Raw genomic sequence first — 26,010 nt, 5'->3', positions numbered from 1 at the left:
ATAACCTTCTGGATAACGCGTAATAAAGATCCGCATAAGCTGGGATCTCAGCATGAACAGTTTTCCTTATTCATTCTGAGGATAAAGTTACCCACAATTATCAACAGCTTTATGCACTTACTAATACTTTGTTTTTTAAGGAATTAAATTAAAAAATCACAGCAGTGACTAAAAATGGCTAACAGTCTTTTTACCGATGTGGATAAAGTGTATAAAACCATTGGTTAAATTTTACTCAGCCTACTGCCGCTGGCCGCACAAGGCTGGTATACTGCGCGCCCTTTTTTCCCGATTCCTGTTAAACGAACAATTCTGAGGTGGCTTGTGGATTATCCCGTGCGTTATGACGTCATTGTGGTTGGCGGTGGCCATGCCGGTACCGAAGCGGCGCTGGCCGCGGCGCGTACCGGCTGCAAAACCCTGCTGCTGACCCACAACACCGACACCGTCGGTGTGATGTCATGTAACCCGGCCATCGGCGGGATTGGCAAAAGCCACCTGGTTAAAGAAATCGACGCACTGGGTGGCGCCATGGCGCGCGCCACCGACAAAGCCGGTATCCAGTTCCGCATTCTTAACAGCCGTAAAGGCCCGGCGGTGCGTGCAACCCGCGCCCAGGCCGACCGTGCGCTGTACCGCTCGGCGATTCGTCATATTGTTGAAAACCAGCCCAATCTGGATATCTTCCAGGCTGCCTGTGACGACCTGATCGTACAGGGCGACGGCGTTGGCTCCACCGTCTGTGGCGTGGTCACCAACACCAATATGCGCATTCACGCCACCAGTGTGGTGCTCACCGCCGGTACTTTCCTTGGCGGACTTATCCACATCGGTATGGAAAACCACAGCGGTGGCCGTGCCGGAGATCCACCGTCGATTGCGCTGTCCAAGCGTCTGCGCGAAATGCCGTTTAACGTTGGCCGCTTAAAAACGGGTACGCCGGCGCGTATCGATGCGCGCAGTGTCGACTTCTCCGTGATGCAGGTGCAGCCGGGCGATGCGCCGCTGCCGGTGATGTCCTTTATGGGTTCGGTGGACGAACACCCGGAGCAGGTAAACTGCTACATCACCCACACCAATGAGCGCACCCACGAGATTATCCGTAATAACCTTGACCGCTCGCCGATGTATGCCGGTGTGATCGAAGGGATCGGCCCGCGTTACTGCCCGTCGATCGAAGACAAGATCACCCGCTTCGCTGATAAAACCAGCCATCAGGTGTTTGTTGAGCCGGAAGGTCTGAACAGCAACGAACTCTACCCGAACGGTATCTCCACCAGTCTGCCGTTCGACGTACAGCTGGATCTTATCCACAGCATCCGTGGTTTTGAAAATGCCCACGTCACCCGCCCGGGTTACGCCATCGAGTATGACTACTTCAATCCACAGGATCTGAAGCACAGCCTCGAAACCAAATTCGTTAACAACCTGTTCTTTGCCGGTCAGATCAACGGCACCACAGGTTACGAAGAAGCCGGTGCCCAGGGCCTGCTGGCCGGTACCAACGCCGCCCTGCGCGCGCTGGAAAAAGACGCCTGGGTACCGCGCCGCGATCAGTCGTATATCGGCGTGCTGGTCGACGACCTGATCACCATGGGTACCAAAGAGCCGTACCGTATGTTCACCAGCCGCGCCGAATACCGTTTAGTGCTGCGTGAAGACAACGCCGATCTGCGCCTGACCGAAGTCGGCCGTGAGCTGGGTCTGGTCGATGACGAACGCTGGGCCGCGTTCAGCACCAAGCGCGAAAGCATCGAGCAGGAAGCGCAGCGCCTGAAAACCACCTGGGTGCAGCCAGGCAGCGCCGAAGCCGCTGCACTGGAAGCCAAAGGCGAAAGCAAGTTTGTGCGCGAATACAGCCTGCACGATCTGCTCAAACGTCCGGGTCTGGAATACAACGACGTGGCTGGTCTGAAAGGTGAGCCGGTGGCTGATCCGCAGGTCGCCGAGCAGGTTGAGATTCAGGCCAAGTACGACGGTTATATCGCCCGTCAGCTTGATGAAATCGAACAGCTGCGCCGCTATGAAAACACCAAACTGCCGGCCGATCTCGACTACGACGCCATGGGCGGCCTGTCGAACGAAGTGAAGCAGAAGCTGAATACACTGCGCCCGGAAACCCTTGGCGTGGCTTCACGTATTTCCGGTATTACCCCGGCGGCTATCAGCCAGATTCTGATTCATCTGAAAAAGAAAAACGCGGTAAACAAGCTGAGTGCGTGATGCTCTTTGATTGTCACTTTTAACCCGCACGGGCTTGATACGAATCAAGCCCGTTTTTGTTTCTGCTGCCACACTGGGCCATTCCGAGGTTTCTTAAAACACATAAATGGAGTCGTGTTATGAGTGGCGAACAACAGGTGATCGATTTTTTACTGCAGTTGCTGGATGACGCAGCGGTACAGAATCATGAAATCAATGGCCCGTATCTGGAAGATATTCTGTTCACTCAGCTGCTGACCCGCCTGGCGGCACGGCGCACCGAAAAAGACATTCTGCATCAGGTGCAGTACCACCTGAATTTTGAGCAGCGCAATCTCAGTAAGGATGAGTTTGTCGTTACCCGCGGCTGCTGATGTTCTGCGGCAGCCAGCCTGCACAGATCAAACTGGACAGATCAGCTGCGCAGATTTTGCTGCCCCAGCAACCCGGTGAGCACCGGTGAGACAAACTGGCGTTTCACCGTTACCGCATAAAAGCTCTCGAACACGTTGGGCAGGGTCATAAACTCCTGCAGTGTGCCCTGCGCAATCTCATCTTTTACTACCACGGTTGGCAGTACGGTCAGCGCGCCGGTGTCACGTGCCAGCAGACGCAGCATCGCCATATCGTCGGCCTCGGCCTGGACGTCCGGTTCGTAATTCCAGCGGCTGCAGAAGCCATCGAAGGCGCTGCGCAGCTCGGTACCGCTGGCCGGTAAAACCCAGCGCCGGCCTTCATACCCCTGCGGGAATTCAGCCGCTGGTTTTTGCTCTGGCGGCCCGACCACAGCCAGTGGCTGGCGCGCCAGTAACTGGCTTTGCCACAGGGTTTCCGGCCCCTCTGCGGCGACGTTGCTGTTGGTCAGAATCAGGTCGAACTGATGGGTGGCGAGACCGTTCAGCAGGTTGTCCATACCGCGCGCATGCAGGCTGAAACGAACTTTCGGCTGGCTGATCAGCGGCGCGATAAAGCCCTCGATAAAGTTACGCGACATGGTCGATAACACGCCGATCCGCAGCTGCTGATATTCCGGCTCAATCCCATGGCGCAACAGTGACTCCAGCTCTTCACCACGACTGAAAATATCATTGGCATAACCCAGTACCCGCTGGCCGGTGGCGGTCAGCCGCAGGCGGCGGCCGCTGCGCTCAAACAGCTGGGTATCCATGCTTTCTTCCAGCGCACGGATCTGCGCCGACAGCGCTGATTGCGACACATGCAGCTGACGCGCCGCTTCGGTCAGGTTGCCCAGTGTGGCGACGCGCCAGAAATAATGCAGATGATGATAATTGAGCCGGCTCATCTGATTGTTCTCTAAAAGTGAATGAAATGTGAGTTTATATCTATTTTACCTATAGCAACCAGTGAGCAGATACTGCGCGCACCTGAACCCATAACAGAGGTTGCGTACCATGAGTATTTCCTCTCTGCTGATGGCCATCGTGCTGGCGGCGATCCCGCTGACACTGATTCTGGCCGCTGTTCCTGCCGGTCTGCAGACCCGGCGTTTTGCCTTTAACGATGACCAGCGCTGGCGTTTTGCCTGGCGTGCGGCGCAGGTCATTACCCTGTTAACCCTGAGCGCAATCGCACTGGCACTGCTGTTGCCGGATGCCGGTTTGCACTGGCTGAGTGACCAGCCGTTGCGCCTGACGCTGTTACTGCTGCTCAGCGTGATGGCACTGGTGGTGGTGAAATTCTCACGCCGTTATCTGGCCGCCGATCCGGGTTTTGGCCGTTATCTGCGCTGGCTGTTGCTGACCCTGGCGGCGGTGGCGCTGGTGTTTATCAGCAATCATTTGCTGCTGTTTGCCCTGGGCTGGATTGCCATCAGTCTGGCGCTGCATCAGTTGCTGATGTTCTACCCTGAACGTCCGCGCGCGGCGCTGGCGGCGCATAAAAAATTCCTGCTGGCACGGCTGGCGGAAACCTCTCTGCTGGTTGCCTTTTACCTGCTCTGGCAACAGCACGGCACGGCCAATATCGACACCATTATCAGCGCTTATCAGGCGTCAGCAGCGCTCAGCCTGAATGAGCAGATTGCCGCCGTGCTGATTGCCCTGACCGCGCTGATCAAATGTGCGCAGCTGCCGGTGCACGGCTGGCTGATTCAGGTGGTGGAAGCGCCGACGCCGGTATCCGCACTGCTGCATGCCGGGGTGATCAACCTTGGCGGCTTTCTGCTGATTCTCTTTGCCCCGCTGTTTTTACAGGTGGCCGCAGCGCAGTGGCTGGTACTGGTGGTGGCCGGTCTGACGACGGTACTGGCGGCACTGATTATGACCACCCGCATCAGCATCAAGGTTCGGCTGGCCTGGTCCACCAGTGCGCAGATGGGTCTGATGCTGATCGAGTGTGCTCTGGGCATGGTGGAGCTGGCATTGCTGCATCTGCTGGCGCACTCGGCTTACAAAGCCTGGGCGTTCTTAAGCTCCGGCTCGGCGGTACAGCAGCATGTGCAGCAGTCACTGCTGATTGCTCCGCCAGCGGCGGCGCGCCGCTGGTTGCCGGCGCTGATAGCAGCGGCTGGTCTGGTGGCAGCGGCCTGGTGGTTCAGTGTTCAGTTGAGTGCTCAGTTGCATACCGGCATTCAGCCCGTCAGCGGCTGGTTACTGCTGGCATTGGCGCTGACCACCTTGCTGGTACAGCGCGCGTCAGGCGCATGGACATTGCTGCTGGCAGCTGGTCTGGCGCTGGCTTACAGCCTGCTGAAAATCCTGCTGCAGCCGCTGAGCGGCGAGCTGCCGGCGGCGCTGCGTCCCGGACTGTTTAGCGCTGCAGATCTGTGGGTAAGCGCCCTGTTTCTGCTGCTGTTCTCTGTCTGGTGGCTGCTGCGTTACCGCGCCCACTGGCCGCTGGTGCAGCGCTTATCGCTGGCCCTGTTTGCCGGCCTGTATCTGGATGAATGGTTTACCCGTATCACCCTGCGTCTGTGGCCTGCACGCCTGCCGGTACGGGCCAACCCCAAGCAGTTAGCACAATACCAAGTGCCACAACACGTACTGGCCGCCGGCCGGAAGGAGCAACTGTTATGAGCACACTGACTGTATCAGCACAATGTTCTGCACGTCTGGCAGCGGTTGAGGCCGCCGGAAACCGCGTGGCTCCGACCTGGCCGCTGGATCAGTTAATCGCGGTAAACCCTTTGTGGGAGCTGCGCGATCAGCCATTTACCGCTGCCGCAGCACGCCTGGAAGCGCTGGGCCGGATGCACTGTCTGATGCCGGCAGAGTATTACGTCCGGCAGTGGCAGCGCAGCCGTATCACCGATGCTCATTTGCAACTGGCCGCTGCTGAGTTCGGTGTGGAACAAGACAGCGCCAGCCTGCTGCAGGCGCTGAAACAGCCGGGAGCAGAAGCCCACTGGCACAATGTATCGGACCTGCTCGACAGCACCCGTGACCGTCAGCACCAGATGGCCTGGCGCGATGAAATCAGCCATCAGATCAGCCAGTTCTGCGCTGCTTTTTGTCAGCAGCCGGACCATCAGTCGGCACACAACCTGTACCTGAGCTGGGTAAAGCAGATCCGCGCCGACCGCGGTATTGCCATTCTGATGGGCGAACCCGGGCTGACCAAAGCCTTCCGTGAGCTGCCGGATGACCCGCAGGCACTGACCCTGATCGCGCTGGATGAGCTTGGGCTCACTCATGTCGCGCAGATTGAAACTTATTGCCATGCCCTGCTGCTCGATATCAACGGCTGGGCTTCCTGGTTTGCCTATGAGCGCTGGCAGTCGCGGCTGGAGGGCGCAAGCGACGATGCCCTGCCACAGCTGATCGCCATCCGTCTCGGCTGGGAGCTGGCGCTGTGGCGTCACTGGCAGCTGCGCCACAAGCAGGCTGCACAACAACTGCAGCAGCAGTGGTACAGCCAGTTACCGCAACTGAGCATGCTGGTTGAGCAACAGCGGCTGGCTCAGAAACCGCTGTGGGTATGGCAGCGCGCTGCCGAAATTGCCCGCCAGCAGCAGGAGATGCAGATACTGGCGCAGAAGCCGCTGGCCACCTCTCCGCAGCCAAAACTGCAGGCCGTCTTCTGTATTGATGTGCGTTCTGAAGTGATGCGGCGCGCCCTGGAGGCCCAGAGCGCAGATATCCAGACATTGGGATTTGCCGGTTTCTTTGGTCTGCCGCTGGCTTATACCCCGGTGGGCACCGATCTTAAGCGGCCACAGTTGCCGGGATTACTGGCCGCTGGTCTGCGCGTCAGCGAAGGCGGACATGAAGCCCAGGCGCTGGGTTTTGCCAGAAGGGCGCAGCAGCAGAAAGACGCCGCCTGGCATGACTTCAGCCGTGGTGCGGCCTCCGCGTTCAGCATGGTTGAAGCGGCGGGCCTGAGCTACGCCGCCAAGCTGCTGCGTAAAACCTTCGGCCTGCAGGCTGAGGAACACCCGGTCAATGATCTGGCTGTCAGCGGCCAGTGGACCCTGTGGAACGGCGAGCGGCCGCTGACTCTGAGTGAAAAAGCCGATCTGGCCGGCAGCATTTTGCAGGCCATGAGCCTTAAACGGCTGGCGGGCGAAGTGCTGCTGGTCGGTCATGGCAGTCATACCACCAACAACCCCCATGCCGCCGGGCTGGATTGCGGTGCTTGTGGCGGTCAGACCGGTGCGGTGAACGTGCAGGTGCTGGCACAACTGCTGAACGACGAAGCGGTGCGTAAGGTACTGGCTGACCGTGGCCGCATCATTCCGCACAGCACCCGATTTGTGGCGGCGCTGCATAACACCACCACCGATCATATTCATTGCTTCGGTAAGGTGACGGACATGGCTGCGCAGTGGCTCGCTGATGCCGGTATTCTGGCTCAGCGGGAGCGTGCTGTGGCGCTGGGTCTGGCCGACAGCGCACTGCTTAACCAGCCGCAGCAGCTGGATGCGGCCCTGCGTCAGCGCGCCCTCGACTGGTCCGAAGTACGGCCCGAATGGGGTCTGGCGGGGAACAGCGCCTTTATTGTCGCGCCGCGCCGCCGTACCCGCAGCCTGAACTTCAGCGGCCGTACCTTCCTGCACGATTATGTCTGGCAGGACGACAGCGCCTTCAGCGTGCTGGAACTGATTATGACCGCGCCGATGGTGGTGACCCACTGGATCAATATGCAGTACAACGCCTCGGTCACCGACCCGCTGAAGTACGGCAGTGGCAACAAAGTGCTGCACAACGTGGTGGGGGGGAATCTCGGCGTATTTGAAGGCAACGGCGGTGATCTGCGCATCGGCCTGCCGCTGCAGTCAGTGCACGATGGTAAGCAGTGGATGCATGAGCCACTGCGGCTGAGTGTCTACATTCAGGCGCCGGCCGAGGCTATTGCCGCCATCGTTGCCCGCCACGAAAGCGTGCGCCAGCTGGTGGATAACGACTGGCTGTACCTGTTCCGCCTGGACGATAACGGCGTGGCCGCACGTCTGTATCAGGGAGCATGGCAGGAGCCAGCCTGTGGCTGATACCCTCGGGCTCTGCGAAGCCTCATTGCTGCGGTGCATCGATTCATAAAATTCAGCGCAGCACCGACCCATAAAGTTCGGCGCCGCACGACCCATAAAATTCAGCGCCGCACGGCATACTGTGCCTGCGGCTTTACCCGGACATATCCGGTTAGCGCACTGGCCGATCCGTTCGATTGCCCGTGCTGTAACCCCTGAAGACGATGACCAACTATGAAAACAGAATGGCTTGATGACCTCAGCGACAGCGGCCTGCAACGCGCCGTGCAGTTATTACAGGCTGGCGAATGCGTGGCCGTACCGACCGAAACCGTTTACGGCCTGGCCGCCGATGCCCGCAATGCGGCGGCGGTGCGCGCTATTTTTGCCGCCAAGGGCCGCCCGGCCAATCATCCGCTGATTGTCCATCTGGCCAGTGCAGAACAACTGCCGCAGTGGGCGGCCAGTGTGCCAGCGGAAGCCTGGCAGCTGGCGCAGGCATTCTGGCCCGGCCCGCTGACCTTACTGCTGCCTAAAGCAGCGGATGTACCTGAAGAAGTAACCGGTGGTCTGCCCAGCATTGGCCTGCGCGTCCCGGCGCATCCGCTGCTGCAGGCGTTACTGCGCCAGCTCGGCAGCGGTGTGGCTGCCCCTTCGGCGAACCCCTACAAGGCATTAAGCCCGACCTCGGCGGCGCAGGTGATGGCCGGACTAGATGGCCGTATTGCCGCGGTATTGGATGGTGGTGCCTGTGAATTCGGACTGGAATCGACCATTGTCGATCTCACTCAGCCAGAGCAGGGCATCCGTATCCTGCGCGCCGGGCCGATCAGCCGCATTGCCATAGAACAGGTGCTGGGGCAGCCGGTTGAGGTACCGCAGCAACACAACGAAGCGGTGCCGGGTAACGTGCAGGCGCATTATCAGCCGCGTACACCGCTTAAGCTGTACAGCAGTGATGAACTGGCTGAGCGGATAAAAGACGGAGTTGGCGACGACACCGCTCTGCTGCTGTGGTCACCGCGTCTGATTGGCCTGGCCTGTGGCCGTGAGCGGGCGCTGATTCTGCCTGATAATGCGCCCGCCTTTGCGCAGACGCTGTATCAGACATTGCACGAAGCCGACCAGCTGGGTTATCGCCAGCTCTGGCTGGAGCAACCGCCGGGTACCGAAGACTGGCTGGCGGTTAACGACCGGCTGTCGCGGGCAGCGTCACAATAACGCACAGCCCCTGTGGCTGATTGGCCTGCAGCTGCAGGCTGCCGCCATAGCTGCTGACAATATCGCTGACCATCGCCAGCCCGAGGCCGCTGCCTCCGGCCCCGGCTTCATCCAGCCGCGTACCGCGCAGCAGCAGTTGCTGGCGCGCTTCTGCGGCAATGCCCGGTCCCTGATCACAGACGCTGATCAGCCACTCTTTATCTTCATGGCGAACGCTCAGCAGAATCTCACCGGCGGCGTATTTGCAGGCGTTATCGAGCAGATTGCCGAGCAGCTCCAGCATGTCGTCACGGTCCTGCGGCAACACCGCGCTGTGGTCGAACTGTGCGCGGATGCTGGCCTGCGGGTACAGCTGCTGCAGCACCTGCAACAGTGGCGGCAGGTCTTCGCTCAGCCGGGTTTGCCGGCCGGGGGATGACATGCCAACGATTCTGGCGCGCTTCAGTTCGCGCTCGACCAGCTGCCGCAGGCGCTGCAGGGCTTCGCGCTGTTGTTGCTGATGCTGTGGATCGAGCTGTTCCGCCAGCAGCTGCAGCTGTTGCAGCGGGCGTTTCATTTCGTGGGCAAGATTACCCAGCGCATTGCGCGAACGGCTGACCCGCTGCTGCAACAGACTGAGCAGGCGGTCGATTTCTTCAGCCAGTGGCTGCACTTCCTGCGGGTACTGACCGGCGGCGGCATTCAGGCCATCGCGCTCACCAAAACGCAGTTCGCGCAGCTGCTGCTGTAATGGCTCAAGACGGGCAAAGGCCCGGCTCAGCTGGCGGCGCTGGATCAGCATCAGGGCCAGCAGGGCGAAGACCAGCAAGGCCAGTGCCGCCAGACGGTAGCGGTTCAGTTCGCTCTGCAAGGGCGCAATGTCTTCCGCCACCCACAGGGTAAAGTCGTGATTCTGTACGCGGATGCCCTGCGCCTGACTGAGCCATTGCTCGTCCAGCCTGTCACCCTGAATGCCGGGTTGCTGCCAGTGCCGGATATCGCCGCTGGCCAGCTGAATGGCAGGCGGCTCTTTATCCCACAGCGAGCGGCTGCGCAGGTCGGTGCCCTGCTGGTCGCGGATGGCAAAATAATGGCCGGAGTAGACACGCTGATAGAGCGCGCCCAGACGGCTGTCATCCACCTGCCAGTTGCCCCGGGCGTCCTGTGTCAGGGCGGCAATCAGGCTGTCGGCATCGTGTTGCAGACGGCTGAGCACGGTATGGGTGGTGAGCTGGCGCACGCCATAGTCGGCCAGCCACAGCAGTGGCAGCATCAGCAGTAACAGGGTCAGCAGCCACTGGCGGCGCAGCTGATGCTGCAGTGACATCATAGGTGTGTGTCCGCCGCCAGCTGGTAGCCCTGGCCGCGGCGGGTTTCGATAAAGTCTTTACCGAAGTACTGACGCAGGCGGTTGATATAGACCTCAATCACATTGCTGTCTTTCTGCTGTTCTTCTTCGTAAACGTGTTCGCTGAGGCGGGTTTTGGAGTGCACATCCTTTGGGTGCTGCATCAGGTAGCGCAGCAGGCGGAATTCAATGGCGGTCAGCTCGATGGTGCGGCCATCGGCCGCGGTGGCCTGCTGGCGTTCGGTATCCAGCGTCACACCGCGCCAGCTCAGGGTGTTACTGGCCTGGCCGCCATGCCGGCGGGCGATGGCTTCCAGCCGGGCGAGCAATTCCTGGCTGTGGAACGGTTTGCCGAGGTAATCGTCGGCGCCGGCTTTGAGGCCGTCGACCCGTTCATGCCAGGCGTCGCGCGCAGTCAGCACCAGCACCGGCGTGCGGTTACCGGCACTGCGCCAGCTGCGCAGCACGTCCAGACCGTTTTTACCCGGCAGGCCCAGATCAAGCACGATCAGATCCGGCTGCAACTCGTTGCCGAGAAACTCACCATCAATGCCATCGTGGCTGACCTCTACCGCGTAACCGGCTTCGCGCAGCAACGGCTGCAGGGCATCGGTCAGTTGCTGGTCATCTTCGATCAACAGCAGCTTCACAGCGGCCGGGCCTCAGTCGTCATCGCGTTCATCCTCCAGCCAGACACCGCTGCGGGCGTCGATATAGGTTTCATGACGATGACCGTTGCTATCCAGCCATTTGAGTTCGTACACCAGCACACCGTCTTCCCATTCCACTTCGGCATCCAGCAGTTCACCGCCGAGCGGATGCCGTTGCAGAATGGCTTCAAGGGACAGTATCTCACCCTGCTCTACCCAGGCCCTGATCTGGGTCTGGTCGGGGTGTTTTCCGGCAAAGACCGGATTAATCATCCCAACGGCCAAAGCCAGGAATAACCACCGAATGTTCATTGAATTTCCCCTGTGCGGCATCTTTATGGCAGCTGTCGCATTGACTGAATGAACCGACCTGCGGATTGCCGCTGACCATGCGTTCCGGTACTTCCCGGTGCTTACGTCTGAAGTATGGCAGTTCGGTGATGCGCTGAGGAGTATCGCTGTCGCTGATGCCTTTCAGGTAGCGCGTCTGATTGCCGGCGCTGTGAGCACTCAGGTAGGCCAGAATCTCTGCCTGAGTGGCGGCACTCAGCGAGGCATCGTCACCGAAGTGATTATCAAGGCTGGCCATCATCGTCTGCCAGCTGCGCGCCGGCAGCAGCTTGGCCGGATAAGGCAGATGGCAACTACCGCATTCTTGTTTGTATTGCTGTGTTGCGGCCATACCGGTACCGGGTTGTTCAGGGCGCGGCCGGTATTCACTGTGCTCATCATCGTCGTCATCCGCGAGGGATTGATTATTCAGAGTGCTCAGGCCGTAAATACCAAGGGTCAGGGCGCTGCCCAGCAGCAGTGTGCCGGTGGCAAAACGCAGGGCGTTGAGAGAAGTACGCAGGGCGTTCAGGTTACTCATCATCTTTCTCCTTCTTTATGGCTGGCTGAGCCAGGTAATGACATCGCCTTTTTCCTGAGCGCTGCATTCGCGTCCCAGCGTCCAGCGGCAGTTGCGCAGGAACCACTTCTCTGTTTTGGCGGCATCGGTAAAGCGCTCCGGGTTGGCGTGCACTGTCATCGGCTCAATGGGCTTGCCGGTTTTCTGATGTTTGCCGGGCTGAGACGGATCGCGTCCGTGGCAGCTGGCGCAACTGCGCCCGTTGTTGTCCTGCAGCCACAGGGCCTCGCCGGCGGCGGCTGAGAATGGCCCGGCTCCGCCAGCCTGCAGGGCCTGCAGCTGGGCGCTGGCACCGGCATAACTGAGGCTGGTGGCGAGCAGGCTTAAGGTAAAAAGAGCCGCACTCAGTGCGCGGCGGGTCAGGTTATTCATGCTGATCTCCCCGGCCGTCGGTGTCGTCAGCACGTGCTTCTTTGCGACCGTGAATCATCGAGCGCACCAGGTTTTCGCGATGATGCAGGCTGCTGAACAGCACCCCGGCAACGTGCAGGAAGACCAGCGCCAGTGTGCTGTTGGCGAAGAATTCGTGGATTTCTTTCAGTGTGTGTTCGTTAAAAGAGGCCAGCCAGGTGCCTGCTAACGGCCCGGCGTTTTCATCCGCCCCCAGCGTTGCCATACCGAATACCACAGTGCCGGTCAGCGCCAGCAGCAGGGCGATAACCATGGCACCACCGGCCGGGTTGTGGCCGATATAGCGGCGCGCCTTACCGGCCGGAATGGCGACCAGATAATTCCAGACTCCCCGTGGCGATTGCACAAAGTCGCTGAAGCGCGCATGGCGTGTGCCGATCAGCCCCCACAGCAGGCGAAAGGCAACCAGCGCAGCCACGCTGTAACCAGCCCAGACATGCAGGGTTTCAAACTCGTCTTCACTCAGATAAGCGATAAAGAAAAACAGCACCAGCGACCAGTGGAAGATACGCACCAGCGGGTCCCAGACTTTGATTGTGTGTGTCATAACGACCTCTCCTCAGGATTTGCACCCAGCGTAGAGCGGCCATGCTTAAACCAACCTTAAAGTTATTCAGCGGCGGGCCGGAATGCGGCAAAGCTGACATACCTGCCTGCGGCCTGAATTGGCACGGCTCTGCGTTAAAAACTACCTACACTGGTCAATATCCGCACAGGCAGAGGGACGGCACCATGACACTGAAATTTCCGATGATACTGGCCTCACTGATCAGCGTTTTGCTGACGTTTCCGGCCCATTCCGCACCAGCCTGTCCGGCTGGTGGTGTAAAGGTGGGCTGGGAGCCCTGGCTGCCCTACGCCTACGAAGAGCAGGGAAAATTTACCGGCCTGGATCTGGATATGGCGACCGCCATCCTGACCCGCATGGGCTGCCCTTTTACCTTTGTAAACCGGCCCTGGAAGCGTCTGTTGGCGGAAATTTCTTCCGGTAATCTGCACCTTACCGGCGGTGCCTCACGTACCGCTGAGCGCGAAGAATTTGGCTATTTCAGCACGCCATACCGTACGGAATCGGCGGTGATGATGGTGCGCAAAGAAGATGCGTCAGGCTATGGCGGCATCAGTTCGCTGAAGGATCTGATCGGCAAAAACTTTACGCTTGGCGTTACCCGCGGTTATTACTACGGCGAAGACTATGCGGCACTGGAAAATGATGCGGGTTTCAAAGCCCGTCTGGCCGATGCCGGTGATGACGCTACCAACTACAAAAAACTGGCGGCAAAACGGCTGGATGGCTTTCTGGCCGACCCGTTCTCCGCCGCGGCAGGGCTTAAGAAGGAAGGTCTCGGCGGCCGCTTTATCAGCCATATGACCGTCTATTCCGACGACATCTATTTCCTTATCAGCAAAGCCTCCACCTCTCCGGAGTTTGTTGCCGCCTTTGATCAGGCGCTGGCAGAACTGAAGGCCAGTGGGGAATATCAGGCTATTGTGGATAAGTACCTGCACTGACACGCCGGTTGTTCAAATGCACGCCGCCCGCTCGATGCGGGCTTTTTATTGTCCATCTTCTTCTGGCCCGAATTGCCCTTTGTTTTGCGATGTTGGTTTACGTTAACGTAAAGGTAACTTAGCAGCCCGATAGCCCAACCCGCATGAGCCGTACTTACAGCATCCGTGACCTCGCCGACGAGTTTGATATCACCACCCGCACCATCCGCTTTTATGAGGCGGAGGGCATGCTCAATCCGCAGCGCGAAGGTCAGACCCGTATCTATACGCCGCAGGACCGGGTCACGCTTAAGCTGATTCTGCGCGGTAAGCGCCTGGGCTTATCGCTGGCGGAAAGTCGCGAGCTGATTGATATGTACCGCCCCGGACTGGAGCCGGAGGCCAACCGGCCGCAGCTGGAAAAACTGCTGGCGGTGATAGAACAGCGGCGCACTCACCTGCGCCAGCAACTGCACGATATCGAACGCATGATGCAGGACCTGGACGACGCCGAGCTGAAAGCCAGCGAGGCACTGGCGGCACTGACAGGCGCTTAGCCACTGCCCGTTATTTCCGGCCCTGCTACCAAGAATAAAAATACAACAGGAAGGAGCCATACGATGACCGGATTCAATTTTGGCCTGGGCGAAACGCTCGATATGCTGCGCGATCAGGTGCGCGGTTTTGCCCAGCGCGAGCTGGCGCCGCTGGCCGCAGACGTTGACCGCGACAACCAGTTCCCCATGCCCATGTGGCGCAAGTTCGGTGAGCAGGGATTGCTCGGCATTACCGTCAGTGAAGAATACGGCGGTGCCGATATGGGCTATCTGGCGCATGTGATCGCCATGGAAGAAATCAGCCGCGCCTCGGCTTCGGTCGGGCTGTCTTACGGCGCCCACTCCAACCTCTGTGTAAACCAGATTTACCGCAACGGCACGGCGGAGCAGAAGGCGAAATACCTGCCGAAGCTGATCTCCGGCGAGCATATCGGCGCACTGGCGATGAGTGAGCCCAACGCCGGTTCCGACGTGGTGTCGATGAAGCTGCGCGCCGATAAAAAAGGCGATCACTATGTGCTCAACGGCACCAAGATGTGGATCACCAACGGCCCGGATGCCAACGTTTATGTGATCTACGCCAAAACCGATCTGAGCAAAGGCCCGCACGGCATGACCGCTTTTATCGTTGAACGCGACTGGGCCGGTTTCTCACGCAGCCCGAAACTCGACAAGCTCGGCATGCGCGGCTCCAACACCTGTGAGCTGGTGTTCGATAACGTCGAAGTACCGGCGGAGAACATTCTCGGCGGCGAGAACATGGGCGTGAAAGTGCTGATGAGCGGCCTCGACTACGAGCGCGTGGTGCTGTCCGGCGGCCCGACCGGCATCATGCTGGCCTGTATGGATGTGGTGCAGCCCTATATCGTTGACCGCAAACAGTTTGGCCAGAGCATCGGTGAGTTCCAGCTGGTGCAGGGCAAGCTGGCCGATATGTACACCAGCATGAACGCCAGCCGCGCCTATCTGTACGCCGTGGCGGCCGCCTGCGACCGTGGCGAAACCACGCGTAAAGACGCCGCCGGCGTGATTCTCTACTGTGCCGAAAAAGCCACACAGATGGCGCTGGATGCGATCCAGCTGCTGGGCGGCAACGGCTATATCAACGACTTCCCCACCGGCCGTCTGCTGCGCGACGCCAAGCTGTATGAAATCGGCGCCGGCACCTCAGAAATCCGCCGCATGCTGATTGGTCGCGAACTGTTTCAGGAGCTGAGCTGATGCCGCTTATCCAGTCCCGGCTCGACAGCCGCAGCCCGCAGTTTGCTGCCAACCGCGCACAGATGCAGGCGCTGGTGGCCGACCTGAAAGCCAAAGTCGCCCGCATTGCCGAAGGCGGTGGCGAGGTGGCGATGCAGCGCCATACCGCACGCGGCAAACTGCCGGTGCGCGAGCGCATTCAGCTGCTGCTCGATGCCGGCAGCCCGTTTCTCGAAATCGGCCAGCTGGCGGCCCATGAGGTGTATGGCGAAGACGTACCCGCCGCCGGTGTGGTTGCCGGTATCGGCCGTATCAATGGTCAGGAATGCATGGTGGTGGGCAACGATGCCACGGTTAAGGGCGGCAGCTACTATCCGCTGACGGTGAAAAAACACCTGCGCGCACAGACCATCGCCCAGCAGTGCAACCTGCCCTGCGTTTATCTGGTGGATTCCGGCGGTGCTAACCTGCCACGCCAGGATGAGGTATTCCCCGACCGCGAACACTTCGGCCGTATTTTCTTTAATCAGGCCAATATGTCGGCCGCCGGTATTGCCCAGATTGCGGTGGTGATGGGTTCCTGCACCGCCGGTGGCGCCTATGTGCCGGCGATGGCCGATGAATCCATTATCGTGCGTAATCAGGCCACCATTTTTCTTGCCGGCCCGCCGCTGGTAAAGATGGCTACCGGCGAAGAAATCGGTGCCGAAGAACTGGGCGGTGGCGAGTTGCATACCGGCCAGTCCGGCGTGGCCGATCATCTGGCCGAGAACGATGAGCATGCGCTGCAACTGGCGCGTAACGCCGTCGCCAATCTGAACCGCCATAAGCCGCAAAACACGGCGGCAGAGGTGAAAGAACCGGCCTATCCGGGCCACGAACTGTACGGCCTGATTCCGACCGATACCCGCCAGCCCTACGATGTACGCGAGGTGATTGCGCGGCTGGTGGACGGCTCGGAGTTTGATGAATTCAAAGCGCGCTTCGGCACTACGCTGGTGTGCGGTTTTGCCAAACTGTATGGCATGCCGGTCGGCATCGTTGCCAATAACGGCATCCTGTTTTCCGAGTCGGCACAGAAAGGCACGCACTTCATCGAGCTCTGTGCGCAACGCAAAATTCCGCTGCTGTTTCTGCAGAACATCACCGGCTTTATGGTCGGCCCTAAATACGAAGCCGAAGGCATCGCCCGCCACGGCGCCAAGATGGTGATGGCGGTGGCCTGTGCCAAAGTGCCGAAGCTGACGCTGGTGATCGGCGGCAGCTTTGGTGCCGGTAACTACGGCATGTGCGGCCGCGCCTACGATCCGAACTTCCTCTTTATGTGGCCCAACGCGCGTATCTCGGTGATGGGCGGCGAACAGGCGGCCGGCGTGCTGGCGCAGGTGAAGCGCGAACAGCTGGCGAAGAAAGGCGAGCCCTGGAGCGACGCCGACGAGAACGCCTTTAAACAGCCGATCCGTGAGTTGTATGAGCAGCAGGGCCACCCGTACTACAGCTCGGCGCGGCTGTGGGACGACGGCATTATCGACCCGGCCGACAGCCGGCGCGTGCTGGGGCTGGCGTTGTCGGCCTGCCTGAATAAACCCATTGAAGAGACGCGCTTTGGCGTGTTCCGCATGTAGGAGATAAAGATGCTGGAACTCGCAATTCATCAGGGCGTAGCCACGCTGAGCCTCGACCGTCCTGAACTGGGTAATGCCTTTAATGCGGAGCTGATTGCCGAGCTGCGGGCGCAGTTGTCGGTACTGGCCACCGAACCTGCGGTGCGGGTGCTGGTGCTCGCCGGTCAGGGCAAACACTTCTGCACCGGCGCTGACCTCAACTGGATGAAAGCCCAGAAAGACGCCTCCGAGGCAGAGAATCATGCCGATGCCCTGCAGCTGGCCGGTCTGCTGCAGGATCTGAACGACTTTCCCAAACCGACCATCGCCCGTGTGCAGGGCGCAGCCTTTGGCGGCGCGCTGGGGCTGATCTGCTGTTGCGATATGGCGGTGGCGGCGGACAACGCGCGCTTCTGTCTGAGCGAAGTGAAACTCGGTTTAAGCCCGGCCACCATCAGCCCTTATGTGCTGGCGGCGATGGGTGCACGTCAGGCGCGGCGTTACTTTTTAACCGCAGAACTGATCGACGCGCCAACGGCGCAGGCACTGCAGCTGGTGCATGAAGTGGTGCCGGCGGAACAGCTGGATGAGCAGGTGCAGCGCTGGTGTCAGGCGTTGCTGGCCAACGGCCCGCAGGCGCTGGCGGCGACCAAAACCCTGATCGCCGGCCAGAGCAGCCCGGTCAATGATCAGCTGAAAGAACAAACATCGGCACTGATTGCCCGGCTGCGCGTCAGCGCCGAAGGCCAGGAAGGATTAAGTGCGTTTCTGCAGAAACGCGCCCCCACTTATGCACAGGAAGCAGCCCATGACTGAGCACCTGTTTAACAAGATTCTGATCGCCAATCGTGGCGAAATTGCCGTGCGCGTGATGCGTACCGCGAAAGCGCTGGGCATCCGCACCGTTGCCATTTATTCCGATGCCGACGCCAGTGCGCTGCATGTACAGCAGGCCGACGAAGCCATTGCTCTCGGTGGTGTGACTGCTGCCGAAAGCTATCTGGATATGCACAAGGTGCTGGACGCCGCGCGTGCCACCGGCGCCGAAGCCATTCATCCGGGCTACGGCTTTTTAAGTGAAAACGCCGCCTTTGCCCGTGCCTGCGAAGACGCCGGCATCGCCTTTATCGGCCCATCGGCGGCAGCGATTGAAGCCATGGGCGATAAGGCCAGCGCCAAAGCCCTGTTGGCCGACAGCGGTGTGCCGCTGGTGCCCGGCTATCATGGCGATGAGCAGAGCGACCAACGCCTGAGCGCCGAGGCCGAGCGCATCGGTTATCCGCTGCTGCTGAAAGCCAGTGCCGGCGGTGGCGGTAAAGGCATGCGTATCGTGCTCTCCGCAGCCACGCTGCACGACGATATCGCTGCTGCCCGGCGCGAAGCACGCTCGGCCTTTGGTGATGATCGCCTGCTGATTGAGAAATACCTGATCCGCCCGCGCCATGTGGAAGTACAGGTGTTTATGGACAGCTTCGGCAATGGCGTTTACCTGTTCGAGCGCGATTGCTCGGTGCAGCGCCGCCATCAGAAAGTGATCGAGGAAGCCCCGGCTCCGGGTATGACTGCCGCGCTGCGCCAGCGTATGGGCGAAGCCGCGCTGGCGGTGGCGCAACGCATTCAGTATCGCGGTGCGGGCACGGTGGAGTTTCTGCTGGATGCCAACCATGAATTCTTCTTTATGGAGATGAACACCCGCCTGCAGGTCGAGCACCCGGTCACCGAGATGATTACCGGCGTCGATCTGGTGTACTGGCAGTTACGTGTGGCGGCGGGTAAAGGCCTGCCGCAGGAAGTCAGCCAGCAGAACCTGCCGATTAATGGCCATGCCATCGAGGTGCGGCTGTACGCCGAAGATCCGGACAACCATTTCCTGCCCGCTATTGGCCGCCTGAAACTGTGGCAGGCGCCAGAGCTGAGTGCTTCTGTTCGTCTCGACAGCGGTGTGCAGCAGGGTGATGAAGTCAGCCCTTACTACGACCCGATGCTGGCCAAGCTGATTGCCCACGGTCGTGATCGTACCGAAGCGCTGCATAACTTGCGCACGGCGCTGGCCGCACTGCAGGTCGACGGGGTAAAAACCAACCGCGATTTTCTGCTGCGCCTGCTCAGTCTGGACGCCTTTGCCAATGCCGAACTGAGCACCGACTTTATTGAGCGTAACCAGCACGAACTGACGCAGCCTTTGCCGACCCTCTGGGAACTGGCGGCGTTAACCGAGCTGCTGTTACCGACGCTTGCCTCTCAATCTCAGCCGCAAGCGCATGACCCGTGGCACGCCGACGGTTTTCAGTCGGCACTGCCTGCGCTGCGCGTGCTGCGGCTGGAAAGTGCCGTCGGTGATGTGCTGCGGGCACGGGCGCGGGCGAATGATCAGGCGAACGGTCTGGACAGAAATCAGAGCTGGAACCTGCAGCTGGCCGATCACAGTGTGCAGCTTCAGGGGCGCCTGGAACTTAAAGGGCAGGCCGGTGATATCCGCCTGCTGCAGCTGGATGCGCGGGTAAATGGTCAGCAGCAATCGCTGCCGCTGGCACTGAGCGAGCATGAACTGCTGCTGTTTCTGCCGCAGGGCAGTCAGCGTTTTGTGCGTAACCGCTGGCTGGGCGAGCAGGCACAGGATGATCATGGCGGTCTGACCGCACCCATGGCCGGTCAGGTGCTGGAGGTTAAAGTGCAGCCGGGCGAACAGGTTGAAGCCGGTCAGGTGCTGATGATTATGGAAGCAATGAAAATGGAGCATAGCATCCGCGCGCCGCAGGCCGCGCTGGTGCAGGCGGTGCTGTATCAGGCCGGTGATCAGGTAGCCGAAGGCACTGAGCTGTTGCAGCTGGAGATAACTGAAGAGGCAGCAGCGGAGGCCGACGCATGATGCAGCGGGCACATCCGGACAGCGTGCGCATTGTCGAAGTCGGCGCGCGCGATGGTTTACAGAATGAAGCGCAGGCGCTCAGTGTTGAGCTGCGCTGCGAGCTGATTGAACGGCTGGCCGCCGCAGGCCTGCGTCATATCGAGGCTGGTAGTTTTGTCTCACCCAAATGGGTGCCGCAGATGCAGCACAGCGACCGCGTACTGCTGCAGCTTAAACGTCAGCCCGGCGTGCGCTATGCCGCCCTCACCCCCAATCTGCAGGGGCTGGAAGCGGCGCTGGCGGCCAACGCCTCGGAGGTAGCGGTGTTTACCGCCGCCTCCGATGCCTTCACCCGGAAGAACATTAACTGCAACGTGGCGCAGAGTCTGGAACGTATCCGCCCGGTGCTGGAACATGCACGTACCGTCGGTCTGCCGGTGCGCGGTTATGTCTCCACCGTGATGGGCTGCCCCTATCAGGGTGAGGTGCCGGTGCAGGCGGTGGTCGATGTGGCGCAGGCGCTGCTGGATATGGGCTGCTACGAAATCTCTCTGGGCGACACCATCGGCACCGGCAGTGTGCCGCAGACGCAGAATCTGATCCGCGCGCTGGCACTGCATATGCCGGTGTCGCAGCTGGCGGTGCATTTTCACGATACCTATGGTCAGGCGCTGGCCAATATTTACGCCGCGCTGGAGCTGGGCATCCGCACCGTCGACAGCTCGGTTGCCGGACTGGGTGGCTGCCCTTATGCCGCCGGTGCATCGGGCAATGTTGCCAGCGAAGATGTGCTGCGTCTGGTCGATGGACTCGGTCTGCACACCGGTATCGACGCGCAGTTGCTGGCAGAAACCGGGCAGTGGATCAGCGACCAGCTGCAGCGCCCGAATGGCAGTAAAAACGGCCGCGCGCTGGTGGCGAAAGCCGGGAAAAATAATAATGATGCCCGTCAGAACAACAAGGAGTAGTCAGTGACTGATAGCCAACAACCGCTCTGGACGCCCTGCGCAGGACGCCGTACCGCCTCGCAGATGCAGGGCTTTATTAACTGGCTGGAGCGCACCAGTGGTCACCGGTTCAGCGACTACGATGACCTGCACTTATGGAGTACTCACGAACGCGAAGATTTCTGGCAGGCGATCTGGGATTACTGCGATGTCATCGCCAGCCATGAGGCGACGGCGGTGCTGAGCGATGGCGATAAGATGCCCGGCGCACGCTGGTTTGAGGGCGCGCGGCTGAACTTCGCTGAAAACCTGCTGGCACCGGCGCAGAACCCCGCGTTCCGCAATAAAGCCGCACTGGTATTCCGCAACGAAGATCCGGCCCAGCGCCGCAGCCTGAGCTACGCCGAACTCTATGCTCAGGTGGCGCAGCTGGCACAAGCCATGCGCGCAGCGGGTGTTGAAGCCGGTGACCGGGTGGCGGCCTTTATGCCCAATGTGCCGGAAACCGTGATTACCATGCTGGCGGCAGCGTCGATTGGCGCGCTGTTCTCCTCCTGTTCGCCGGACTTTGGCCTGCAGGGCGTGCTTGATCGTTTTGGCCAGATTCAGCCCAAATTGCTGATCGCGACTCAGGGTTATTTATACGCCGGTAAAACCATCGACTGTGGTGAGCGCGTGGCCGCTATCCGCGATGCGCTGCAATTACCACCGCAGCAGCTGATTTCGGTGCCCTATCCGGGACTGGCGCTGAGCAAACCTCAGGGCTCAGTGAGCTGGCAGGATTTTATCACCTCGTCGCAGCAGCAGTGGTCTGAGGATGACATTGAATTCGCCCAGCTGCCGTTCGATCAGCCGTTGTATATCCTCTACAGCTCCGGCACTACCGGTGTACCCAAGTGCATCGTCCATGGCGCTGGCGGGACGCTGCTGCAGCATCAGAAAGAGCTGCGTCTGCATACCGACGTACGCGCCGATGACGTGCTGTTTTACTTTACGACCTGCGGCTGGATGATGTGGAACTGGCTGGTTTCCGGCCTGGCCACCGGTGCCACGCTGGTGCTGTTCGACGGCTCGCCTTTTCACCCGGTGCCCGATGTCTTGTGGAATATGGCCGCCGAAGAAGGCATCACCATTTTCGGCACCAGCGCCAAATACCTGTCGGCGCTGGAGAAAGCCGGCATAAAACCGGCGCAGTTGCATCTGCAACAACATCAGCAAGGAAAGCCGCATAAAGTGCGCACCCTGCTCTCCACCGGTTCGCCGCTGGCGCACGAAAGCTTTGATTATGTGTACCGCGATATCGGCGCCGATATCGCGCTGTGTTCCATCTCCGGCGGCACCGACATCATCTCCTGCTTTGCGCTGGGTAACCCCTTGCTGCCGATTTATCGCGGTGAGTTACAGTGCGCTGGTTTAGGTATGGCAGTCGAAATCTGGGATGACGAAGGCCGCGCGCTGGCTCCGGGAGAAAAAGGCGAACTGGTGTGTACCAGAGCCTTTCCGTCGATGCCGGTTGGCTTCTGGAATGACCCCGACGGGCAGAAATATCACGATGCTTATTTCAGCCGCTATAGCGCACAAAAGCCTGATGGCGTCTGGGCTCACGGAGATTATGCCGAGCGTGTCGCGCATCATGGCAAAGACAGCGGTGAAACCGCCGGGCTGGTTATTCACGGCCGCTCCGACGCGGTACTCAACCCCGGTGGTGTGCGCATAGGCACCGCCGAAATTTACCGTCAGGTCGAGCAGCTGGACGAGGTGCTGGAAAGTCTGGCCATTGGTCAGCCCTGGGCCGGTGATGTGCGCGTGGTGCTGTTTGTGGTGCTGAATAATGGCCTGACCCTGGATGATGCGCTGCGCGATAAAATCCGTAGCCAGATCCGCAGTCACTGCACGCCGCGCCATGTGCCGGCGAAGATTATTCAGGTGGCGGAGCTGCCGCGTACCATTAGTGGCAAGCTGGTGGAGCTGGCGGTGCGCAATGTGGTGCAGGGTTTGCCTGTTAAAAATACCGACGCCCTGAAAAACCCGGAAGCGCTGCAACACTTCCGCGATCTGGAGGAACTGCAACATGACTGACCACAGCGCACACCTGACTCTGGAATTATGCAAAGACGACAGCGGTGCCGAAAGCATCGCCCTGCTGACGCTGAACCGGCCGGATATTAAAAACGCCATTTCCGATGGCGAAGTGATCGACGCTATCGAACAGACGCTGGCTCAGGTTAATGACCGTCAGGATATTAAAGTCGCCGTCTTTACCGGTGCCGGTAAAGTGTTCAGCGGTGGCGGAAATATCAAGGCGATGCAGCAGCGCAGTGGTATGTTTGCCGGCGATGCACAACAGCTGACCGCCAATTACAAAGCCTTTATTCAGCGTATCCCGCTGGCGTTTGCCCAGCTGGAAATTCCCATTATCGCCGCGGTTAATGGCCCGGCGGTGGGTGCCGGTAACGATATGGTGTGTATGTGCGATATCGCAATCGCCAGTGAGCAGGCGACCTTTGCCGAAAGCTTTATCAAACTGGGGATTATTCCCGGCGATGGCGGCGCCTGGTTATTACCGCGCCGTATCGGTATGCAGCATGCGCTGGAAATGGCGCTCACCGGGCGCACATTTTTGGCCGACGAAGCACTGCGCATGGGACTGGTCAGTCGTGTGGTACCCCATGCCCAGCTGCTGGGCAGTGCCCTTGGACTGGCGCGGCAGATGGCCACTAACGACGCCCGCTGCCTGCGGGAAACCAAGCGCCTGTTTAATGTCGCCCGCAGCCAGACCTTAGAACAGGCGCTGGATGATGCCGCGCAGATTCAGGGACAGCTGCATCATGCATCGGGGTTTAAGTTGTAATTCATGGTCTGATATTTGGCGGTTATTAATAATGTTTGCGCAGGGTCATATCTGCGCTCTCTGGGTAATAGCCGGACCTGCCAGAAGATACAAAATAAATATTCTGATAATAATATAATAACTTGATGGATTGGCCCGGCTGGATATAATCGCTGCGCCTTAGGAGGCGTTAATTATAAATGTATAAGGAATACAGGGATTATGAAATACATCAAACTGGCGGCGGTTGTTGTTGCTGCATCAATCAGTGGTTGTGCAACAATTCTTTCTGAAGATGTTGCGACGGTGAATGTTGCTACGTCTACAGGTAAGAAAATCGACATCACTATCGATGGTCAGAATTATACCGTACCTGGTGTTGTTAAATTGGAAAAGGATGGCCAGAGCAAAATAATCAGCACCAATGATGCTGATTGTGCGTCTTCTACAGCAATGAACCGTAAAGTCGAAGGTGTTTTCTGGGTGAACCTGTTATCAGGCGGATTGTTCGGTTCTACTACTGACTCTGCAACAGATGCAATGTGGACTTACGACGATTACGTTACAATCAGCTGTAAGTAATCTGCGGATGAAAAGATTGTTAAAAGGAAGCCTGCTGGCTTCCTTTTTTTTGTGCATGGCTGCTAACGCCATTGATCAGAAAACGCTGGTTCAGGATGTGTCTGCCTCTCCGGTTTGGCAGGCTCTTTTGCATTATAAAAAAGACCAGCTTGCAGTTGATGATCCAAAATTTATTTTATCGTCAGGTAATTTTTCTTTACGTAACGAGTTAAATGCAACGCTGGAGCTATTCGCGACAGAATCAGTTGCTTATTGTCGATTTCCGGCTCGTTATATCTATCTGTTGAAGCGTGGGCTTATTAAGCCGGAGCAGAATTTATCGGCATGCCAGGGGTATCAGGAGTTTCTGCGCCGCGCTCCTGCTGATGAAATCAGTGTTGTATATGCATCGGAGAATCTGGTTAATCCCAGCAGTATGATGGGGCATGCAATGCTGGCTATAGAGGGTGTCCGGGAGGATGGTTTTCGTGCCCGGCACTCCGTTTCATTTTTTACCGAACTCGACAGTATTAATCCGCTTAAGGTGATCTGGGAGACGATAATAGAGGGAAAACCTGGCTTTTTTCTCGTAAAACCCCTGCGCGCACATTTCGAATTTTATAATCTGGCAGAGCAGCGCAATGTCTGGCGCTATGAACTTGATCTGGATGAGGGGCAGCGTACCTTGTTGCAGGCCCATCTGTGGGAATTACGTTCCGTTAATATGGATTATTTTTTCCATACGCAGAACTGCGCCACAGTATCCGCTGATCTGATCCGTCTGGTTATTCCGCAACTGGAAACCAGTGACTGGGTCACTCCTATTGATCTGGTCAAAGCGGTAAACCGCAGCGGAAAAATTAAAAGCATAGAGATAACGCCGGCAGCCAAATGGCGTGTACGCATGCTTGAGGATACCGTGCCGCAGGAATTTCAGGATGTGGTTTATCAGTGGCAACAGGGTGAAATGGATAAGCTGCCTCAGGTCAGTGGCAAAGACGGATTTCTGCTGCGGGAAATGGCAAACGCTGTGCTGGATTACAGAGAGCAGACTGGCACTGACGATACGGAAAAGAGCAGGAAAAAAACAGCAGCCTTGCGTCAGAGTATCCCCGACTCGCCAGAATTTTCTGACTATGAACTGACACTCGATAATTATCGTTCGCCACTGAAAACACCGGAGGATGCACATTACTCATTCGGCTATCAGCGTACAGAAAAAAGCGACTGGTTAAGCCTTCAGTGGTTGGCGGTAGGTCATGGCATTGAAGATGACAATCGACAGTATTTCGCTGAGAACGAATTAAAACTGTTTGATCTCTCGCTGCGCGCATCACCACAGCATGAAGCATTACGTCTTAATCATCTGCAATTGTATTCAGCCCGCTCCCTGACACCGTGGGATCGTTTCACCGGTGGCGTTTCGGGGGATTTCCGCGTCGGTTTTTATTCGTTGGCGGATGACAATCTTCAGCGACAAACAGCCTTCAATATTCATGGCGGTGCCGGTATCACCCTGGCTGCGTCAGCTGACCTGCGCGTGTATGCACTGCTGAATGGTGGTTGGTACCGGAATAACGATGCCGATTTTCTGTACGCCGAACCGGAAGTGGGAGCTTATCTGTACGAAGTCTTTGGTATGAAAAGCTGGCTGCGCTACCAGCCCAGATTTGCCCCGGACCGCAAAGTACAGCAACAGCTGACACTGACGCACAGTATTGCACTGGAGGGATCAGCCTTAATTGCTGAAGTATCCCGCCTTGCTGTTGATGGCAAATATGAGCATGCCGCCAGCGTTAACTGGCGCTGGTATTTCTGAGTTCTGG

General features: G+C 58.7%; 23 protein-coding genes. 16 read left to right on the top strand and 7 right to left on the bottom strand.

Features of this window, described 5'->3' with window-relative positions; all coding sequences use genetic code 11:
* Positions 1-324 precede the first annotated feature (324 nt).
* Both mnmG and MT343_RS19460 read left to right on the top strand, forming a co-directional pair.
* A complete protein-coding gene (gene mnmG / locus MT343_RS19465; RefSeq protein ID WP_145467348.1) occupies positions 325-2,223 on the top strand; it encodes a tRNA uridine-5-carboxymethylaminomethyl(34) synthesis enzyme MnmG in 1,899 nt (632 codons plus the stop codon).
* Positions 2,224-2,342: 119 nt separating this feature from the next.
* Entirely contained in the window at positions 2,343-2,576 is a 234-nt protein-coding gene (locus MT343_RS19460; RefSeq protein ID WP_145467350.1) for a hypothetical protein, read from the top strand.
* Positions 2,577-2,617: 41 nt separating this feature from the next.
* Here the strand turns inward: MT343_RS19460 and MT343_RS19455 are convergent, their stop codons facing one another.
* Positions 2,618-3,505: a LysR family transcriptional regulator gene (locus tag MT343_RS19455; RefSeq protein ID WP_145467352.1), complete on the bottom strand. Its 888-nt coding sequence runs from the start codon at positions 3,503-3,505 to the stop codon at positions 2,618-2,620.
* Between the two features lie 109 nt (positions 3,506-3,614).
* Between MT343_RS19455 and MT343_RS19450 the strand changes: the two genes are divergently transcribed.
* From MT343_RS19450 to MT343_RS19440, 3 genes are all read left to right on the top strand, one after another.
* Entirely contained in the window at positions 3,615-5,237 is a 1,623-nt protein-coding gene (locus MT343_RS19450; protein ID WP_145467354.1) for an NADH-quinone oxidoreductase subunit L, read from the top strand.
* The gene (locus MT343_RS19445; protein ID WP_145467356.1) at positions 5,234-7,648 is read left to right on the top strand and encodes a YbcC family protein; all 2,415 of its coding nucleotides are present in this window, start codon (positions 5,234-5,236) and stop codon (positions 7,646-7,648) included. Before MT343_RS19450 ends, MT343_RS19445 begins: the two co-directional genes overlap by 4 nt.
* 213 nt (positions 7,649-7,861) lie before the next feature.
* Positions 7,862-8,848 carry an L-threonylcarbamoyladenylate synthase gene (locus MT343_RS19440; protein ID WP_145467358.1) on the top strand — a complete coding sequence of 329 codons (987 nt, stop codon included), beginning with the start codon at positions 7,862-7,864 and terminating at the stop codon, positions 8,846-8,848.
* Here the strand turns inward: MT343_RS19440 and MT343_RS19435 are convergent.
* From MT343_RS19435 to MT343_RS19410, 6 genes are read right to left on the bottom strand one after another with little or no spacing between them, the layout of a single operon-like run.
* Positions 8,814-10,157: a sensor histidine kinase gene (locus tag MT343_RS19435; protein ID WP_145467360.1), complete on the bottom strand. Its 1,344-nt coding sequence runs from the start codon at positions 10,155-10,157 to the stop codon at positions 8,814-8,816. The genes MT343_RS19440 and MT343_RS19435 overlap by 35 nt on opposite strands.
* Positions 10,154-10,825, bottom strand: a complete 672-nt coding sequence (locus tag MT343_RS19430; protein ID WP_145467362.1) for a response regulator transcription factor — start codon at positions 10,823-10,825, stop codon at positions 10,154-10,156. Before MT343_RS19430 ends, MT343_RS19435 begins: the two co-directional genes overlap by 4 nt.
* 12 nt (positions 10,826-10,837) lie before the next feature.
* Positions 10,838-11,137, bottom strand: a complete 300-nt coding sequence (locus MT343_RS19425; protein WP_243989439.1) for a PepSY domain-containing protein — start codon at positions 11,135-11,137, stop codon at positions 10,838-10,840.
* The gene (locus tag MT343_RS19420) at positions 11,091-11,699 is read right to left on the bottom strand and encodes a diheme cytochrome c (RefSeq protein ID WP_243989438.1); all 609 of its coding nucleotides are present in this window, start codon (positions 11,697-11,699) and stop codon (positions 11,091-11,093) included. The genes MT343_RS19425 and MT343_RS19420 overlap by 47 nt, the downstream gene beginning before the upstream one ends.
* A 12-nt stretch (positions 11,700-11,711) precedes the next feature.
* Complete coding sequence (locus MT343_RS19415) at positions 11,712-12,107, bottom strand: DUF1924 domain-containing protein (protein ID WP_145467366.1); 396 nt, start codon at positions 12,105-12,107, stop codon at positions 11,712-11,714.
* Positions 12,100-12,693 (bottom strand): cytochrome b/b6 domain-containing protein, encoded by a 594-nt coding sequence (locus MT343_RS19410; RefSeq protein WP_145467368.1) that lies wholly within the window; start codon positions 12,691-12,693, stop codon positions 12,100-12,102. Before MT343_RS19410 ends, MT343_RS19415 begins: the two co-directional genes overlap by 8 nt.
* A 185-nt stretch (positions 12,694-12,878) precedes the next feature.
* On the opposite strand from MT343_RS19410, the gene MT343_RS19405 reads away from it, so the two are divergent.
* The 11 genes from MT343_RS19405 to MT343_RS19355 all read left to right on the top strand — a co-directional run bounded on the left by MT343_RS19405 (position 12,879) and on the right by MT343_RS19355 (position 26,003).
* Positions 12,879-13,658: a substrate-binding periplasmic protein gene (locus MT343_RS19405; RefSeq protein ID WP_186435817.1), complete on the top strand. Its 780-nt coding sequence runs from the start codon at positions 12,879-12,881 to the stop codon at positions 13,656-13,658.
* A 143-nt stretch (positions 13,659-13,801) separates the two neighbouring features.
* Positions 13,802-14,194, top strand: a complete 393-nt coding sequence (locus tag MT343_RS19400) for a MerR family transcriptional regulator (RefSeq protein ID WP_145467371.1) — start codon at positions 13,802-13,804, stop codon at positions 14,192-14,194.
* Positions 14,195-14,257: 63 nt separating this feature from the next.
* The gene (locus tag MT343_RS19395; protein ID WP_145467373.1) at positions 14,258-15,415 is read left to right on the top strand and encodes an isovaleryl-CoA dehydrogenase; all 1,158 of its coding nucleotides are present in this window, start codon (positions 14,258-14,260) and stop codon (positions 15,413-15,415) included.
* Positions 15,415-17,019, top strand: a complete 1,605-nt coding sequence (locus MT343_RS19390) for a carboxyl transferase domain-containing protein (RefSeq protein WP_145467375.1) — start codon at positions 15,415-15,417, stop codon at positions 17,017-17,019. Before MT343_RS19395 ends, MT343_RS19390 begins: the two co-directional genes overlap by 1 nt.
* Positions 17,020-17,028: 9 nt before the next feature.
* Complete coding sequence (locus MT343_RS19385) at positions 17,029-17,814, top strand: enoyl-CoA hydratase/isomerase family protein (RefSeq protein ID WP_145467377.1); 786 nt, start codon at positions 17,029-17,031, stop codon at positions 17,812-17,814.
* Positions 17,807-19,867: an acetyl-CoA carboxylase biotin carboxylase subunit gene (locus MT343_RS19380; protein ID WP_145467379.1), complete on the top strand. Its 2,061-nt coding sequence runs from the start codon at positions 17,807-17,809 to the stop codon at positions 19,865-19,867. Before MT343_RS19385 ends, MT343_RS19380 begins: the two co-directional genes overlap by 8 nt.
* Entirely contained in the window at positions 19,864-20,814 is a 951-nt protein-coding gene (locus tag MT343_RS19375) for a hydroxymethylglutaryl-CoA lyase (protein ID WP_304650318.1), read from the top strand. The genes MT343_RS19380 and MT343_RS19375 overlap by 4 nt, the downstream gene beginning before the upstream one ends.
* 3 nt (positions 20,815-20,817) lie before the next feature.
* The gene (locus MT343_RS19370) at positions 20,818-22,872 is read left to right on the top strand and encodes an acetoacetate--CoA ligase (protein WP_145467381.1); all 2,055 of its coding nucleotides are present in this window, start codon (positions 20,818-20,820) and stop codon (positions 22,870-22,872) included.
* Positions 22,865-23,644 (top strand): enoyl-CoA hydratase-related protein, encoded by a 780-nt coding sequence (locus tag MT343_RS19365; RefSeq protein ID WP_145467383.1) that lies wholly within the window; start codon positions 22,865-22,867, stop codon positions 23,642-23,644. Before MT343_RS19370 ends, MT343_RS19365 begins: the two co-directional genes overlap by 8 nt.
* A gap of 201 nt (positions 23,645-23,845) precedes the next feature.
* Positions 23,846-24,205 (top strand): adenosine deaminase, encoded by a 360-nt coding sequence (locus MT343_RS19360; RefSeq protein ID WP_145467385.1) that lies wholly within the window; start codon positions 23,846-23,848, stop codon positions 24,203-24,205.
* A gap of 7 nt (positions 24,206-24,212) precedes the next feature.
* Positions 24,213-26,003, top strand: a complete 1,791-nt coding sequence (locus MT343_RS19355) for an Lnb N-terminal periplasmic domain-containing protein (RefSeq protein WP_186435818.1) — start codon at positions 24,213-24,215, stop codon at positions 26,001-26,003.
* The last annotated feature ends 7 nt before the right edge of the window (positions 26,004-26,010 follow it).

Origin of the sequence: Venatorbacter sp. C2-1 (genome assembly GCF_022832715.1) — a bacterium.
GTDB classification, from domain to species: Bacteria; Pseudomonadota; Gammaproteobacteria; order Pseudomonadales; family Oceanobacteraceae; genus Venatoribacter; species Venatoribacter alkanivorans.
This window is presented reverse-complemented; position numbering and strand designations above follow the sequence as displayed.

Excerpts from the sequence above, each read along its gene's own strand:
- MT343_RS19415 (WP_145467366.1), bottom strand. The coding sequence starts at position 12,107 with ATGAATAACCTGACCCGCCGCGCACTGAGTGCGGCTCTTTTTACCTTA.
- MT343_RS19445 (WP_145467356.1), top strand. The coding sequence starts at position 5,234 with ATGAGCACACTGACTGTATCAGCACAATGTTCTGCACGTCTGGCAGCG.
- MT343_RS19460 (WP_145467350.1), top strand. The coding sequence starts at position 2,343 with ATGAGTGGCGAACAACAGGTGATCGATTTTTTACTGCAGTTGCTGGAT.
- MT343_RS19355 (WP_186435818.1), top strand. The coding sequence starts at position 24,213 with ATGAAAAGATTGTTAAAAGGAAGCCTGCTGGCTTCCTTTTTTTTGTGC.
- MT343_RS19365 (WP_145467383.1), top strand. The coding sequence starts at position 22,865 with ATGACTGACCACAGCGCACACCTGACTCTGGAATTATGCAAAGACGAC.
- MT343_RS19375 (WP_304650318.1), top strand. The coding sequence starts at position 19,864 with ATGATGCAGCGGGCACATCCGGACAGCGTGCGCATTGTCGAAGTCGGC.
- MT343_RS19405 (WP_186435817.1), top strand. The coding sequence starts at position 12,879 with ATGACACTGAAATTTCCGATGATACTGGCCTCACTGATCAGCGTTTTG.
- MT343_RS19435 (WP_145467360.1), bottom strand. The coding sequence starts at position 10,157 with ATGATGTCACTGCAGCATCAGCTGCGCCGCCAGTGGCTGCTGACCCTG.
- MT343_RS19455 (WP_145467352.1), bottom strand. The coding sequence starts at position 3,505 with ATGAGCCGGCTCAATTATCATCATCTGCATTATTTCTGGCGCGTCGCC.
- MT343_RS19360 (WP_145467385.1), top strand. The coding sequence starts at position 23,846 with ATGAAATACATCAAACTGGCGGCGGTTGTTGTTGCTGCATCAATCAGT.
- MT343_RS19420 (WP_243989438.1), bottom strand. The coding sequence starts at position 11,699 with ATGATGAGTAACCTGAACGCCCTGCGTACTTCTCTCAACGCCCTGCGT.
- MT343_RS19380 (WP_145467379.1), top strand. The coding sequence starts at position 17,807 with ATGACTGAGCACCTGTTTAACAAGATTCTGATCGCCAATCGTGGCGAA.
- MT343_RS19390 (WP_145467375.1), top strand. The coding sequence starts at position 15,415 with ATGCCGCTTATCCAGTCCCGGCTCGACAGCCGCAGCCCGCAGTTTGCT.
- MT343_RS19440 (WP_145467358.1), top strand. The coding sequence starts at position 7,862 with ATGAAAACAGAATGGCTTGATGACCTCAGCGACAGCGGCCTGCAACGC.
- MT343_RS19400 (WP_145467371.1), top strand. The coding sequence starts at position 13,802 with ATGAGCCGTACTTACAGCATCCGTGACCTCGCCGACGAGTTTGATATC.
- MT343_RS19410 (WP_145467368.1), bottom strand. The coding sequence starts at position 12,693 with ATGACACACACAATCAAAGTCTGGGACCCGCTGGTGCGTATCTTCCAC.
- MT343_RS19395 (WP_145467373.1), top strand. The coding sequence starts at position 14,258 with ATGACCGGATTCAATTTTGGCCTGGGCGAAACGCTCGATATGCTGCGC.
- MT343_RS19385 (WP_145467377.1), top strand. The coding sequence starts at position 17,029 with ATGCTGGAACTCGCAATTCATCAGGGCGTAGCCACGCTGAGCCTCGAC.
- MT343_RS19450 (WP_145467354.1), top strand. The coding sequence starts at position 3,615 with ATGAGTATTTCCTCTCTGCTGATGGCCATCGTGCTGGCGGCGATCCCG.
- MT343_RS19425 (WP_243989439.1), bottom strand. The coding sequence starts at position 11,137 with ATGAACATTCGGTGGTTATTCCTGGCTTTGGCCGTTGGGATGATTAAT.